Here is a 13308-nt window from a genome sequence, read left to right as displayed (position 1 = left end):
TGGTGTGGGGGGTGTGGGGGGCGGTGTTTTTTTTTGGGCCCCCCCCCCCCCCCCCCCCCCCCCCCCCCCCCCCCCGGGGGGGGGGGGGGGGGGGGGGGGCCGCCCCCCCCCCCCCCCCCGCCGCCGTGTTTGCCCATCACCGCAGCCGCACGCCACCGCGGTCAGCCGGTGCGCCGAGCGCCGCCCGGTTGCTGCTACCGGTCGATGCGTGCGGTGAGGCCGCCTGTCAGACGAGCGACTCCACGGCCGACGTGGCGTAGGCGTGGTCCTGCTCCGGGGCACCGCCGCCGACACCGATGGCGCCGATGAGCCGGCCGCCGCGGTGGACGGGGAGCCCGCCGGCGATGAAGAGCAGCGGCCGGTCCAGGGCGGTGGGCAGGGTGTGGAAGGGACCGTCTGGCTTGACGGCGTCCACGAGGTCGGCAGTGGCAGCGTTGAGCTGGAGGGCGGTATAGGCCTTGCGGGTGCTGGTCTCCCCGGAGATCAGCACGGCCTGGTCGTCGCGGCGGAAGGCGAGGAGGTGGCCGCCGGCGTCGAGGACGGTGATGCTGACGGCGACTCCGGCGGCCTCGGCGGCGGTGCGGGCGGCGGCGATTCGGATCGAGGCCCTTTTCGCCGCGCGGCCCTCGTCCCGGCGCGCGCTCGGCCCCGGGCGACAGCGACACGAGGGGTGGCCCCGGCGGTCGGCCGGCCGCCGGGGCCGTGACCGGCCATGCCCGGTCGTGGCGGCGCGCCCGCTCATGCCGCCCGCTCGTGTCGGTCGTCTGTCGTCGCCGCCGGGTTCAGGCGCTGTCCGGGGTCGTTCGGATGAGGCCGGGGCCGCGGTCGATGACCGTGTCCCCGTACGTGACGTCGTGGCCGTTGTCGCACTGGAGCACCGCGTGTACCGGGGCGTCGCACTCCTTGTGGCGTACGACCACCGGCGGACCCTGTTCACCCGAGGCCCACGTGTCGCCCCACTGGCGCAGCGCCATGAGCACGGGCAGGAAATCGCGGCCCTTCGCCGTCAGTTGATAGGCGTACCGGGTTCGCTGGCCGGGCTCCTGGTAGGGCACGCGTTCCAGTAGCCCGGCGGCGGTCAGTTCCTTCAGGCGTGCGGCGGCGGCTGGCTCGCCGATGCCCACGCGCTTGGCGAAGTCATCGAAGCGACGGGTTCCGAAGAACGCCTCACGCATGATCAGCAGCGCCGATTTGGTGCCGACGATCTCGAGGGCGCGGGCGATGGAGCAGTTGGTCATGGACCAGGCGTCGCGTTCCGTCAGCAGATCAGTCATGCCTCAACCCTAGCCTGACTTGCTTCATGCGTAGCCAGACGTGTAGCGTCCGAGCTGACTTTCATAAGGATTAGTCAGCCTCGAGGGGCCCCCTTCCCCGAAGGAGGAATCATGGACATCAGCGCAGCTACCGCCCTGGTCACCGGAGCCAACCGAGGCCTCGGCAGGGTGCTTGCCCAGGAGCTGGCCGCGCGCGGCGCCACCGTGTACGCCGCGGCCCGGCAGCCGGAGAGCATCGACCTGCCCGGAGTGAAGGCGATCCGCCTGGACATCACCGACCCCGCCTCCGTCGCCGCCGCGGCCGAGGAGGCCCGTGACGTCAACCTGCTGATCAACAACGCCGGAACCTCGACAGGAGCGGATCTGCTGACGGGCAGCTGGGACGACATCCGCCTGGAGATGGAGACCCACTACCTGGGCACCCTGCGCGTGATCAGGGAATTCGCCCCGCTGATCGAGGCCCGGGGCGGCGGGTCGATCCTCAACATCCTGTCCGCCCTGTCGTGGATCAGCTACCCCACCGTCGGTCCCTACGCCGCCGCCAAGTCCGCGGAGTGGAGCATGACCAACGCTGTGCGCCAGGAACTTGCCCCGAAGGGCATCAGGGTCGCCGGGCTCCACGTCGGCTACATGGACACCGACATGGCCCGCCATGTCAGGACGCCCAAGAGCGACCCCGCGGACGTCGCCCGCGCGGCCGTGGACGGCATCGCCGCCGACGCGTACGAGATCGTCGTCGACGACGTCAGCCGCAAGGTCCAGGCGGGATTCCCCGGCGGCGTCGCCGCCCTCTATCCGCAGCTCGGCTGAGACGGGGAGAGCGTGCCCACCACTCCTCCTCCCTCCGCCACACCGTCGCGCCCGGGCCCGTCCGGGCGCGACGCCGGTGGACGCACCAAAGACCTGCTCTCATCGCGCCCATCCTCCCGGCTCGCCCCGGCCGTCACGCTCATCGCGATGTGCCTCGGCGCCATGACGACCTTCCTGCTGATCACCGCGTCGGTGTCGGCGCTCTCGGCCATCCAGGACGACCTGCATGTCTCGCCGACCGGGCTGGTCTGGATCCCCTCCGCGTACGCCCTGCTCGTGGCGAGCCTCGTGATGTCCGCGGGCACCATCGGCAACCTCTATGGCCGCAGACGGGCCTTCCTCACCGGCGCCATGGTCCTGATCCTCGGGTCGATCACCGTCTATGCCGCCGACTCGACGAGCGGCGTGATCGCCGGGCAGCTCGTCTCCGGCCTCGGCGGCGCCCTCATCCTGCCCAACAGTCTCGCCCTCCTGGGTGCCGCCTTCGCCGACCCCCACCGGCGTACCGAAGTCGTCACCGCGTGGGCGGCCTCATCCGGCATAGGACTCGCCGTCGGCCCGATCATCGCGGGTGTACTGCTGGACCACTTCCGCTGGAACACCGTCTTCCTGTCGACCGCCGTCCTCGCCGTCGTCACCATGGCGGTCGGCGCGTTCGTCGCCGAATCACGAAGCCCCGGCGGCAGGCTCGACATCCCCGGCCAGCTTCTGGCCGTCCTCGGCATCGCCGCCCTCGTCTATGCCCTCATCGAAGGCGGGCACGACGGATACGCCAGCGCGCGCATCCTCACCGCCTGGGTCGTCGCCTTCGCGGCCCTGACCGGCTTCGTTCTCGTCGAGCGGGCCAGCGCCGCGCCGCTGCTCGACCTGAGCCTGTTCCGCTCGGCGTCGTTCAGCGCGGTCATGTTCGTCGCGGCCGTCTCGCTGTTCGGCTTCACCGGCGTCGCCATCCTGTCGGTGCTCTTCTACGAACGCGTCCAGCAGCTTTCCGCGCTGGATGTGGGATGGCGCCTGCTGGCCTTCTTCGGCGTCTACGTCATCGTGGCGTACGGGACAGGACGCGTCATCCGCCGTACCGGCTTCAAGCTGCCCCTGACCCTGGGCTTCCTCCTCGGGGCGGCCGCCGACGCCGAACTGACCACCATGGACCCGCACACCCCCTACACACGGGTGTGGTGGCTGTACGCGCTCTTCGGCGCCGCGAGCGGAATGGTGGCCGCGCCGAGTACCGCCGCGGCGCTGGTGAGCGTCTCCCACGAACGCGCCGGCATGGCATCCGGAGCCGTCAACGCCTTCCGCCAGGTCGGGTCCGTCATGGGCTCGTCCCTGCTCGGCGCCCTGCTCGCCAACCGGCTGGCATCGCGACTGCCCGACCGGCTCGGCGCCCACCACGTCCCGCGCGCCGCCTGGCCCGCCGTCGAGCACGCCGTCTCCACCGGCTCCGGCGGCGGAGCGGCTCCGCCGAACGTGACCGCCGCCGTGGCCGATGCCTTCACCGCCGGAGTGCACGCCGGCATGGCCGTCATCGCCGGGGTGTTCCTGTGCGCGGCCCTCGCCGCGGTCTTCCTGGTGCACAACCGCCCCCACCACACCACCGCCGCGACGAACTGACAGCGCGGATCAGTCAGGGGGTCCTTCTCGATGGGCTCCTGGCCGCCGAGGCGGCAGGAGCCCATCCCCTTGCGACGCGCGCGGCGAATGTCAGGACGCAGCCGCGCGTACCGAGCCCACGGGCAGGTTGTGGCCCTCTACCCGCACCTCCGCGCGCCCCGGCGAAAGCCCACCGGCAGGCCACGACAGTGTCAGATCCCTGCTCTCGCCGGGCAGCAGACACAGACAGTTGTCGCTGTAGAGCGTCGGGAGGACCCGCTGACCGCTCTCGGCGTCGAGGAGCGAGACACGCACCATGGCCGCGACCGCCGCGGCTCGGAGACGTCATGGCCGTCGGCGCCCTCCGAGTGACGGGGGATCAGGGCCCGTTGCCCGACGCGGCCGAGATCGAAGGCCTGCTCGGTCTGTCGGCCGGTGCGGGGGAGCGGCTCAGTGAACTCCGCGCGGACGCATGAACCTCACCTGGTGCCCGGCACGGCCGCGGATCAGGTTCCCGGGCACAGGATGAAGTCGGGATAGGCGCGTCGAGCGGGCCGGTCACCGATCTCCGCGAGCGCCGCGCGGATCTCCCGCAGATGGCCTGTGGTCATCTCCAGCGCGGGCTCGTCGGGCTGGTAGATGGTGCGGATCGGGTAGTCCACGCCCGGCCGGCGGGTCATCTCGATATGGCAGCCGAGCACGTGGGTGACCGGCCGGCGGTCGGAGAACTCGATCAGGCGGTCGATGGTCCGGGTGAAGGCGGCCCAGTCCTGGATGTAGAGCCTGCCGGGGTAGACCGTGTCACCTGTGAGCAGAAACCCGGTCCACGGGTCGTAGAAGGTCACCGCCGCTTCGTGATGACCCGGGGTGGCCAGACACTCCAGCACCCGGCCGCCCAGGTCGATCCGCGCCACGGCGTCGGGGTCCTCGGCGAACCCGAAGTACTCCCAGGCGGCGCACCGTTCCGCACCCACCACCGTGGTGGCGGGACGGTCGACGAACTGCGCGTCGCCCGCGACATGGTCGCCGTGCGGGTGGGTGTGCAGGACCAGCAGGCCGTACTCGTCCCGGGGGTGCCGGGAGAGCCACTCCGAGACGAGTTCGTCGACGGTCCGGCGCAGGGGAAGGAACTCCTCGGAGGCGGTGGCACCGGTGTCGATCAACACCGCCTGAGCGTTTCCGAACAGCACGAACAGAAACGGCGCTTCATAGTCGACCGCCATGTTCTGCCGAAGGATGAACGTGTGCTCGTCGTAGCCGTGGACCTGGATGTCCGGGTCCGAGTTGTGCTTGGCCGACGGCGAACCATGGATCCATCGGACGTCGAGCGCACGCGGCTCGGGCACCCCACCGGTGAAATCGACCCACGACATGCCCGCATCCATGACGACTCCTTCGGTGCGTCGTCTTGGCAGGCCGGGTACGGCGCACATCTCGTCCGGGGCAGGCACTGATACGAGCCGCCGCCGGGAAGCTACCACGACGCAGGCCGGCTGATCATGGCAGCGACCGGCGACCGGCGGGCGGCGACCGGCGACCGGCGGGCGGGCGAGGCCGGCGCGGAACTCGTGCCAGGGCAAGGGGTTGGCCGCGAGGGCGCGGGGGTCGAGTTCCAGGCGGTTGCCGTGGATGTCCCGCAGGAGCAGGTGGGCGGAGACGCCGTAGTGCTGAAGGACGGCTGCCAGAGCGCCCGTGTGGACGATGCGCCTACGCCAAGGTGCGTACCGCACGCCAGTCCGGGCCCGCATGCACTCGATGCGGCAGCAGCACCGCGCATATCGCGGCCGACAGGGTGACCCGGAGCAGGGCGCGCACCCCCGCGGTTGATGCCAACCTCGAGGCTGCTCGCGTCCGGATGCGGGGACGGCTGTGTGAGCCTGCGGTCGGTGTGGGTGCCGTCCGGAGGGGCCGTAGGCGTCGCCGCGGCCAGCGTACTCGTTGCCGAGGTCGCTTCTTCCGGGGAGTGGTCGCTAGCGCTGAGCCGAGCCCGTGACACGGGGCTCCCCGCCGCGTAGTGGACGTACTCGCGAACCAGACGGAAACCGGCGTTCCAGGCCAGGAGGCGGCTGGCGCGGTTGTGGAGCGAGCAGTTCCAGCTGGGGATGTGGCCCCGGGCCGTGATGTCCCCGCACAGGGAGGTGACGCAGGCCAGTGCGAGGTGATGGCGTCTGCGGTCGGGGACGGTGTGGACGGCCACGTCCTCGTGGCGACTGCCGCGGAAGTAGGTGCAGGCCACCGCCAGGATGCGACCGATGCGGCCCACCGCTGCCCAGGCGTGGCCGGAGGCGGCGAGGCCGCGCGGCCCGCCCCAGCTTGCCGAGAGCCAGGACGCGTCCGGGCCGAGGCCGTGCACGGCCTCGGCGTCCGCCGGTTTCAGGTGCCGCACGGTCACCGCGTGCGGAACAGTGGCGGGCTGAGGCGTGGTCTGGAGCGTCCCGATCATGCGCTCCCAGGGGGTGAGCCGGTCGAAGGCGGCCCCGAGGGCGGGCAGAAACCGTGCCGGAGCTTCGACACGGTTGCCGGCCAGTGGGGCGAGGAGATTGGGAGTGAGTTCCTCCGGACTGCCGCGCAACACGACGTGGCCGGCGCAGGAGACGGCGACCGTGCTCGGCTGGATGCGTCGGTCGCCCCACCAGCGGCCGATCCCTGTGGCCAGCACATGTGCGGCGATCGCGGCGGGGCCGGGCGAGACGGTGGAGAACCAGTGCGCGAGCACGCGGCGGTCCGGTGGCGAGATCTCGATCATCAATGCCTCGTGAGGGTGGGGAGGGTATACGGATCGGGCGGGCGACCGGGACATCGCTGTCCCCCGTCGCCCGCCCTGACGTGGACGGCGTGCGCCGCCACGTTCGGTCAGCTCTGGCCGGGCTTGTGGCCGCCGTTGGCCTTCTTCCTGCGGCGGGTCTTCTTCTTGCGTGCGCGCTTGGACACGGACAACTCCTGCTGTTCGAAGGGAGCTTCAGGCGGCGCTTCGGCCGACCAGGAGACTCGCCAGCTTGTTCAGGCGCTTGACCGTGCGGTCCTCGGTCGCGGCCGGGGCCGGTTCGACCCGCTCGTCACGGTCGTAGTAGGCGCCGTTGACGATCTCGACGGCCGGATCGCACAGCCGGACCACGTGCGTGGCGCCCTCGGCGGCGGAGACGCCCTCGTGCGCGTAGAGCGGCAGCAGGGCGGTGTCGCAGACGCCCGGGTGGACGGACACGGCGGTGACCCGCGGGTCGGCCGCGAAGACCGTGAGGGCGAGCTGCGACTGCGCGTAGGCCGCGATACGGGAGTAGCGGCGGGCGCGGTTGGGGTCGGCCCACTGGATGGAGGCCGCGCGGTGCAGGGAGGACGAGACGTTGACGACGCGGCCGCCCGGCTCGGAGGTCAGCGCCGGCTCCAGCAGGCAGGTCAGCAGGTAGTGGGCGAGGAAGTTGACCTGGAAGGCGATCTCGTTGCCGTCGGCGGTGACCGTGTGCCGCTCGGGCGCGGCCATGCCCGCGTTGTTGACGAGGACGTCGAGGTGCGGGTGGGCGGAGACGATCGTGTGGGCCAGCGTCTCCACCTCGTCGAGGTGGGCGAAGTCCGCACCGTACGAACGCAGTTGGTCCGCCGGGACACCTGCCCGGCGACCAGGCGGTCTGCCGCCGCCTGCGCCTCCTCGGAGGTACGGCCGTGCACCAGCACGGTGGCGCCGCGCTCGGCGAGCTGCCGGGCGGTCTCGTGGCCGATGCCTGAGGTGGCGCCGGTGACGAGGACGGTGCGGGAGGAAAGGGGGGAGTCGGGCATGATCCCATCCGGAGTCGCGGGCACGCCTGCACGGCCCGGAAAGGGGCGGCGGGCGTGCGGTGAGAAAGGAGGAACGAGGGGCGCCGGAGCCGGTCAAGGCACCCCTCGGGTTCACGGAGAGCGGCGTCGAAGGGACGCGGGCGTCTTCGGGACGCGGCCGCTTCCGGTCAGCGCGGCGCACGACGCGACGGCCGAGTGGGACTCGGCGGTCGGTCGAAGAGAAGCCAGGCGCTGTTCACGAGGTCCATGGAAGCCGTGTCGCACGGCCCCGGCAAGCGGAAACGCCCTACCCTGACACGGCTCTGACGTACGCATACGGCACCTTGACGGCGAGCCACGCCATCGGGCGCGGCTCAGCCGAGGCCGGGCACCCCCGAGAGGGACACTGGTCCGCAGCGTCGGACGCGATCCGGCGGAGATCCCGGCTCTCCGCCCAGGCGCGCTTGACCGGTGACCCCGCCCGGACCGCCGCGGACGCGGCGGCGTTCGCTGCCGAGGGCGCCGAACTCGCCGTCGTCCACCTGCCATTGCCCGATGCGCCGCTGGTACTCGACCGCCCGGCCGACGAACTGGCCAAGGCGGCCTGACCAGTTCCGCGTCCACGGCGCTGGTCACAGCGCGCGCAGCGCGCGGCCCATTCTGGTCAGCGCCTGGCGCAGAATGTCCGGTGACGTCGCGAAGTTGAGCCGCACGCACCCCGCCCCACCGGAACCGAAGACATGCCCGGAGCTGAGGGCCACTGCGGCCTTGTCCAGGAACATCCTCGCGGGCCCGGCCATGTCACTCACCACCCCCGGCTCATCGGAACGCCGCTCGCTGTGCAACCCCAGACCTGTGCAGTCCAGCCAGGCCAGGTAGGTGCCCTGCGGGGGGCGGTAGCGGACGCCGGGCAGATGTTCGTCGATGAGTCGCCCCAGCAGGCACCGGTTGGCGTCAAGCCCGAGCAGCAGTTCGTCGAGCCAGGTGCCTCCGTCGCGAAACGCCGCGGTGTGGGCGATGACCCCGACATGGCTGGGCCCGTGGCTGACTTCTTCCGGCATGCGACGAAGGTCGTCGGCGGCCTCGCTCCCGGCGATCGCCAGGGCGGCCTTGAGACCGGCGAGGTTCCACGCCTTGGACGCCGAGGTCAGTGCGAAGCCGTTCTCGGAGCCCGGAACGCAGAGGAAGGGAGTGAAGGTGGCCCCGGGCAACACCAAAGGGGCGTGGATCTCGTCGGACACCACCCGTACGCCGTGCCTCCGGGCCAGCTCCGCGATGGCTTGCAGCTCGTCGCGGGTGTGGACGACACCTGTCGGGTTGTGGGGGTTGCTCAGCAGGAACGCCGCGCGGCGGCCGTGGCTTCGGGCTCGTACGAACGCGTCTTCCAGGACCCCGAGGTCGATGCGCAGGTCCTGTCCAAGCCGTGCCTCGATGACTTCCCTGGCGGCGTGGGCGATGAATGCGTAGAAGGGCGGGTACACCGGTGAGCACACGACGACGGCGTCACCGGGGTCGGTTGTCAACCGGAGCACTTCGACGATGCCCATCATGACGTCGGGCACGAGGGCCGTGTGTGCGATGCGCAGGTCTTCCCAGCCCCATCGCGCGCGGGCGAACTCCGCGAGTGCCTCGGCGTAGGCGCTCCCGTACGGGTAGCCGGTGTCGCCGAGGTCGACCGTCGAGTGCAGCGCTTTCACGATGGGAGGTGCGAGAGGCACATCCATCTCCGCGACCCACAGCGGGAGCACCTCTTTGGGGTATACGCGCCACTTCATGCTCGTGCGCTGCCGCAGCTGCTCAAGAGACAGCTGCCTGAGGGGATTCGCGCGCCCGCCCTTCGAGTCGTCGCACCCCGCCCTCTCCTTGCGATCCATTGGTCTGCGCTCCCGTGGCCGTGTAGAAGCGTGCTCGTGAGTTCGTGGGCACTCTCATAGTGGCCCCGCTGCCCGCCGACTGCTCCTCTGCGTGCCGGCGCCCGTGCCGCACCGGATCCCTTTGGCAGAGGCCGCGACGGTGCCCTCGCCCCGCGAGGCCGCCCGGGCTCCGGACTGGCCGGCGCAGTGCGCGGTGGTGGTGGCCGTGGGCCTGCTGACCGCCGCGCTCAGCGAGGCCGGACGGCGTGGCTGGTCCGATCCCGCCGGCCTCGCCGGGGTGGGGCCGGCCGCCTCGGTCGCCGCGGCGGCGCCCTCGCCGGCTCGACCGCCACCGTGGTGGGCGCCGTGTCACCGGCGTACGCCGGGGGCGCCTCCGCCGTGTTCAACACCACCCGCCGGATCGGCAGCGCCACCGGCGTGGCACTCGGGGGAAGCCTGCTCGCCACGTACGCCGGCTACGGGGCCGGGCAGCGCACCGGTATGGCCATCGGCGCGCTCGCCCATCTGACCGCCGCCGGCCTCGCGTGTCTGTGCGTGCCGACGGAGTCCGAAAGCCGTAGGCCGTGCCGGGGCCGCCGAGCGGGCCGGAGCGGTCTTCGACTGCGCGTAGGCCGTGCGGAGGAACCGGTTGCGCGGGGGGCACCACGGCCGTTCGGCCGGGAAAGGACAACAGGGGAGCGTCGGCAGACCCCTACGGACGGGACGGAGACAGGGTGATGGCAGCCACCACCGCGAGCGAGGCCCGGACGGCTCTGGCGCCGGTCGGTCTTCAGCTTCCGGGCATCGTGCTGGGAGTGGGGCTGGGCGGGTTCCTCGACGGCATCCTGCTGCACCAGCTACTCCAGTGGCACCACATGCTCACCAGCACCAACCACGACCGCATCGGCGTCCAGTACTACAACCCCCACACGGTCTCGGGCCTGGAGATGAACACCCTGTGGGACGGCATCTTCCACATCGTGTGCTGGATCGCCGTCCTCACCGGCCTCGCCACCCTGTACTCCAGGGTCACCCACAACCGTCGCCGGATGTGGAGGTCCCGGGTGCTGTGGGGGTGGATTCTCGTGGGCTGGGGCCTCTTCAACCTCGTCGAAGGCGTTCTGGACCACCACATCCTCGGCATCCACCATGTCCACGGCGGGCCGTATCAGGTCTGGTGGGACATCGGCTTCCTCGTCCTGGGCGCGCTGCTGCTCGCGGGTGGCTGGCTTCTGCAGCGCGGTGGACAGCCGTTCGACCCCGACGCTCCCACCGCCCGACCGGCGGGACCCGGCGTGTGATGGACCACGACACCCATCCCCTGCACCACGGTGCCGGAAGCGGCCTGCCGGAGACACTGCTGCCCGCCCTTGCCCTGGTGGTGTGCGCCGGCGCCTATCTTCGCCTCGCCCGCCTGGCCCGGCTCCGCAACCCGGGGCGGGGCTGGAGCCCCTGGCGCACGGCCGGTTTCACCACCGGCCTGGCGCTGCTGGCCGCGGCCCTCCTGCCGCCGATCGCACCCCTCGCCCACACCGACTTCCGCGGCCATATGGTCCAGCACCTGCTCATCGGCATGTACGCCCCGCTCGCCCTCGTGCTCGGCGCCCCCGTCACCCTCCTCCTGCGGACACTGACGGCACCTCGCGCCCGCCTGGTCGCCGCGGTGGTGCACAGCCGGCCTGTCCGGTGGCCGGCCCATCCGGCTGTCGCCCTGCTGCTGTCCACCGGCAGCCTCGCGGTCCTCTACTTCACCCCGCTCTACGACTTCGCCATGGTCCATCCGGCCGGGCACTGGCTGCTGCACGCCCACTTCCTGATGTCGGGCTGCCTGTTCGCCTACGTCATCGCCGGCCCCGACCCCGGCCCCGCCCGCCCCGGCGTCCGCACCCGGCTGGTGTACCTGGGCTGCGCCATCGCACTGCACGCCGTCATCTCGCAACTGATGTACGGCGGCATCCGGGTGGACGTCCACGCCCCCATTCCCGAAGTCCAGGGCGGTGCCGAGATCATGTACTACGGCGGTGACATCGCCGAACTGCTGCTTGCCGCTGCCCTCGTGACCACCTGGCGCCCCGAGCGCCGCTCCCATCCGGCCGCGAAGGAGTACCCCTCCTACCGCCCCGCGCGGACGTAACGCTCACCGGGCCCGCCGATGTCCGGGGCCTCACCGTCCGGCACGACGCCGGGCACTACCGCGGTGCCCCCATGGCTGTGCCACGTCCGAGCGTCGCGCCCGCCGCGACATGAACGTCGAAGCCGTAGGCCGAGATCCCGCCCACGAGGGGCGGGATTCGCCTCGCCGCCACCTTCGGGTCACTCCCCGGACGTGTCCGACTGTGACGGTCGGAGAAGTTGGCTATACAACTTTGCCTCGAGGAGTGAACGTGTCCACCCAGCCCACCTTCCCGATCGGTGACCTGCCGGTCATGTGGCTCCGCGACAACTGCCCGTGCGCCACGTGCCGCGATCCGCGCTCCGGCCAGAAGCTGTTCCAGATCGGCGACCTGCCCGCCGCGCTGCGGGTCGGTGCGGTGGCCGCCGCGGACGGCGCCGGAGAGCCGGCCGTCGAGGTGGTCTGGGCCCCCGACGGACATCGCTCGACGTACCCGCAGGCCTGGCTGGAGGCCAACCGGCCCGGGGGAGAGAGGCACCGGGACCGGCGCACCGAAGCCGGCAAGGAACCGTGGACGGCCCGCGATCTGGCCGGCCGGCTGCCCGCAGCGGGCTGGCAGGAGTACCTGGCCGAGCCGGCCCTGCGGGCGCGGATGCTGGAGTCCGTGCTGCGCCTGGGTTTCATGGTGCTGCGCGGGGTGCCGGAGCGAGAGGGGCAGGTGCTCGCCGTGGCGGAGACCTTCGGCTATGTCCGCCAGACCAACTACGGCCAGCTCTTCGACGTGCGGGTCGAGCCCGACCCGAACAACCTCGCCTTCACCCCGGCCGCCATCGCGCCGCACACGGACAACCCGTACCGGGACCCGGTTCCGACCCTGCAACTGCTGCACTGCCTGGTGAACGACGCGGACGGCGGCGACTCCGGCCTTGTCGACGGCTTCGCCGCAGCCGCGCTGCTGCGGCGTGAGGATCCGGAGGCATTCGAGGTCCTCACCCGTACACCCGTGCCGTTCGTCTTCCGTGACGCGGGCACCGAGCTGCGCGCCGACCGTCCGCTGATCGACACCGACCCGCTGGGCCGCGTACGCGAGGTGCGCTTCAACAACCGTTCGATCGGCACCCTGCGCCTGCCCGCCGGCGCAGTGGAGTCGTTCTACGCGGCCTACCGCACCTTCGCGGAGCTGCTGCTCCGCCCGGAGCTGCGTCTGGACCTGCGCCTGGTGCCGGGCGACTGTCTGGTGTTCGACAACACCCGGCTGCTGCACGCCCGCACGGCGTTCGCCCAGGACGGCGCGCGTCACCTGCAAGGCTGCTACGCCGACCTGGACGGGCTCGCGAGCACCCTGGCCGTGCTGCGCCGCACGGACACCCTGGAGCCGCTGGCCGAGCTGTTCGCCGGGGCCGGGTCGGCCGAGTACCTGGGCGAGCCCGTCACCATGGCCCAGCACATGCTGCAGGCCGGGGCGAGGGCTGAGGCTGCCGGCGCCCCGCCGCACCTGGTGGCCGCCGCGCTGCTGCACGACGTCGGGCATGTCGAGGACGATGTCGTCACCGGCCGGGACCTGATGGCCGGCAACGACAACCGGCACAGCCACTCGGGTGCCGACGCGCTGGGCCGCTGGTTCGGCCCCGAGGTCACCGAGCCGGTGCGGCTGCACGTGGCCGCCAAGCGCTATCTGTGCGCGGTGGAGCCGGACTACTACGACCGGCTGTCCGAGGCGTCGAAGTACACGCTGGAGGTCCAGGGCGGCGTGATGACCACGGCGCAGGCGGCCGAGTTCGCCGCGCTGGCGGGTGCCGCCGACGCCGTCGCCGTTCGTCGCTGGGACGACGAGGCGAAGGACCCGGACGCCGTCACACCGCCGTTCGAGCACTTCCTCCCGCTGCTGACCGCGCTGCTGCGCGGCTGAGGCTCCAGG

General features: G+C 71.8%; 12 protein-coding genes, 1 pseudogene and 1 riboswitch. Of the genes and pseudogenes, 6 read left to right on the top strand and 7 right to left on the bottom strand.

The window, feature by feature from the left end; translation table 11 throughout:
• Window positions 1-226: 226 nt before the first annotated feature.
• Both ACIP94_RS35125 and ACIP94_RS35120 read right to left on the bottom strand, forming a co-directional pair.
• On the bottom strand, window positions 227-742 hold the full coding sequence (locus ACIP94_RS35125; RefSeq protein ID WP_402435060.1) for a heme-binding protein: 516 nt from the start codon (window positions 740-742) through the stop codon (window positions 227-229).
• A gap of 40 nt (window positions 743-782) precedes the next feature.
• A complete protein-coding gene (locus tag ACIP94_RS35120) occupies window positions 783-1274 on the bottom strand; it encodes a winged helix-turn-helix transcriptional regulator (RefSeq protein ID WP_402435057.1) in 492 nt (163 codons plus the stop codon).
• Window positions 1275-1385: 111 nt separating this feature from the next.
• On the opposite strand from ACIP94_RS35120, the gene ACIP94_RS35115 reads away from it, so the two are divergent.
• Both ACIP94_RS35115 and ACIP94_RS35110 read left to right on the top strand, forming a co-directional pair.
• On the top strand, window positions 1386-2084 hold the full coding sequence (locus ACIP94_RS35115) for an SDR family oxidoreductase (protein WP_402435054.1): 699 nt from the start codon (window positions 1386-1388) through the stop codon (window positions 2082-2084).
• Window positions 2085-2231: 147 nt separating this feature from the next.
• A complete protein-coding gene (locus ACIP94_RS35110) occupies window positions 2232-3695 on the top strand; it encodes an MFS transporter (RefSeq protein ID WP_402435051.1) in 1464 nt (487 codons plus the stop codon).
• Window positions 3696-3785: 90 nt separating this feature from the next.
• Here the strand turns inward: ACIP94_RS35110 and ACIP94_RS35105 are convergent, their stop codons facing one another.
• From ACIP94_RS35105 to ACIP94_RS35090, 4 genes and pseudogenes are all read right to left on the bottom strand, one after another.
• Window positions 3786-3992, bottom strand: coding sequence for a hypothetical protein (locus ACIP94_RS35105; protein WP_402435048.1), 207 nt, complete (start codon window positions 3990-3992; stop codon window positions 3786-3788).
• A 188-nt stretch (window positions 3993-4180) separates the two neighbouring features.
• Window positions 4181-5059, bottom strand: coding sequence for an MBL fold metallo-hydrolase (locus tag ACIP94_RS35100; protein WP_402435045.1), 879 nt, complete (start codon window positions 5057-5059; stop codon window positions 4181-4183).
• A gap of 12 nt (window positions 5060-5071) precedes the next feature.
• Window positions 5072-5141: riboswitch (guanidine-III (ykkC-III) riboswitch) on the bottom strand.
• A 7-nt stretch (window positions 5142-5148) separates the two neighbouring features.
• On the bottom strand, window positions 5149-6420 hold the full coding sequence (locus ACIP94_RS35095) for a GNAT family N-acetyltransferase (protein WP_402435042.1): 1272 nt from the start codon (window positions 6418-6420) through the stop codon (window positions 5149-5151).
• Window positions 6421-6633: 213 nt separating this feature from the next.
• Window positions 6634-7445 (bottom strand): annotated as a pseudogene (locus ACIP94_RS35090) (SDR family NAD(P)-dependent oxidoreductase).
• Between the two features lie 443 nt (window positions 7446-7888).
• Between ACIP94_RS35090 and ACIP94_RS35085 the strand changes: the two are divergent.
• Entirely contained in the window at window positions 7889-8032 is a 144-nt protein-coding gene (locus tag ACIP94_RS35085) for a hypothetical protein (RefSeq protein ID WP_402435038.1), read from the top strand.
• A 24-nt stretch (window positions 8033-8056) separates the two neighbouring features.
• Here ACIP94_RS35085 and ACIP94_RS35080 read toward each other — a convergent pair whose 3' ends face one another.
• Window positions 8057-9298, bottom strand: a complete 1242-nt coding sequence (locus ACIP94_RS35080; protein ID WP_402435035.1) for a MalY/PatB family protein — start codon at window positions 9296-9298, stop codon at window positions 8057-8059.
• A 716-nt stretch (window positions 9299-10014) separates the two neighbouring features.
• On the opposite strand from ACIP94_RS35080, the gene ACIP94_RS35075 reads away from it, so the two are divergent.
• The 3 genes from ACIP94_RS35075 (at window position 10015) to ACIP94_RS35065 (ending at window position 13299) form a co-directional block, all read left to right on the top strand.
• Window positions 10015-10578 (top strand): DUF2243 domain-containing protein, encoded by a 564-nt coding sequence (locus ACIP94_RS35075; RefSeq protein WP_402435032.1) that lies wholly within the window; start codon window positions 10015-10017, stop codon window positions 10576-10578.
• The gene (locus tag ACIP94_RS35070; protein WP_402435029.1) at window positions 10578-11411 is read left to right on the top strand and encodes a cytochrome c oxidase assembly protein; all 834 of its coding nucleotides are present in this window, start codon (window positions 10578-10580) and stop codon (window positions 11409-11411) included. The genes ACIP94_RS35075 and ACIP94_RS35070 overlap by 1 nt, the downstream gene beginning before the upstream one ends.
• A 250-nt stretch (window positions 11412-11661) precedes the next feature.
• A complete protein-coding gene (locus ACIP94_RS35065; protein WP_402435026.1) occupies window positions 11662-13299 on the top strand; it encodes a TauD/TfdA family dioxygenase in 1638 nt (545 codons plus the stop codon).
• Window positions 13300-13308: the final 9 nt, after the last annotated feature.

This window comes from Streptomyces sp. NPDC093261 (genome assembly GCF_044753645.1).
GTDB lineage: Bacteria > Actinomycetota > Actinomycetes > Streptomycetales > Streptomycetaceae > Streptomyces.
The sequence above is the reverse complement of the archived record's forward strand: the minus strand, read 5'-3'. Positions and strand labels throughout refer to the sequence as shown.

What these genes read in the sequence shown, in the direction of transcription:
- ACIP94_RS35125 (WP_402435060.1), bottom strand. Translation starts at nt 742, where the DNA reads ATGAGCGGGCGCGCCGCCACGACCGGGCATGGCCGGTCACGGCCCCGG.
- ACIP94_RS35120 (WP_402435057.1), bottom strand. Translation starts at nt 1,274, where the DNA reads ATGACTGATCTGCTGACGGAACGCGACGCCTGGTCCATGACCAACTGC.
- ACIP94_RS35115 (WP_402435054.1), top strand. Translation starts at nt 1,386, where the DNA reads ATGGACATCAGCGCAGCTACCGCCCTGGTCACCGGAGCCAACCGAGGC.
- ACIP94_RS35110 (WP_402435051.1), top strand. Translation starts at nt 2,232, where the DNA reads ATGTGCCTCGGCGCCATGACGACCTTCCTGCTGATCACCGCGTCGGTG.
- ACIP94_RS35105 (WP_402435048.1), bottom strand. Translation starts at nt 3,992, where the DNA reads ATGGTGCGTGTCTCGCTCCTCGACGCCGAGAGCGGTCAGCGGGTCCTC.
- ACIP94_RS35100 (WP_402435045.1), bottom strand. Translation starts at nt 5,059, where the DNA reads ATGGATGCGGGCATGTCGTGGGTCGATTTCACCGGTGGGGTGCCCGAG.
- ACIP94_RS35095 (WP_402435042.1), bottom strand. Translation starts at nt 6,420, where the DNA reads ATGATCGAGATCTCGCCACCGGACCGCCGCGTGCTCGCGCACTGGTTC.
- ACIP94_RS35080 (WP_402435035.1), bottom strand. Translation starts at nt 9,298, where the DNA reads ATGGATCGCAAGGAGAGGGCGGGGTGCGACGACTCGAAGGGCGGGCGC.
- ACIP94_RS35075 (WP_402435032.1), top strand. Translation starts at nt 10,015, where the DNA reads ATGGCAGCCACCACCGCGAGCGAGGCCCGGACGGCTCTGGCGCCGGTC.
- ACIP94_RS35070 (WP_402435029.1), top strand. Translation starts at nt 10,578, where the DNA reads ATGGACCACGACACCCATCCCCTGCACCACGGTGCCGGAAGCGGCCTG.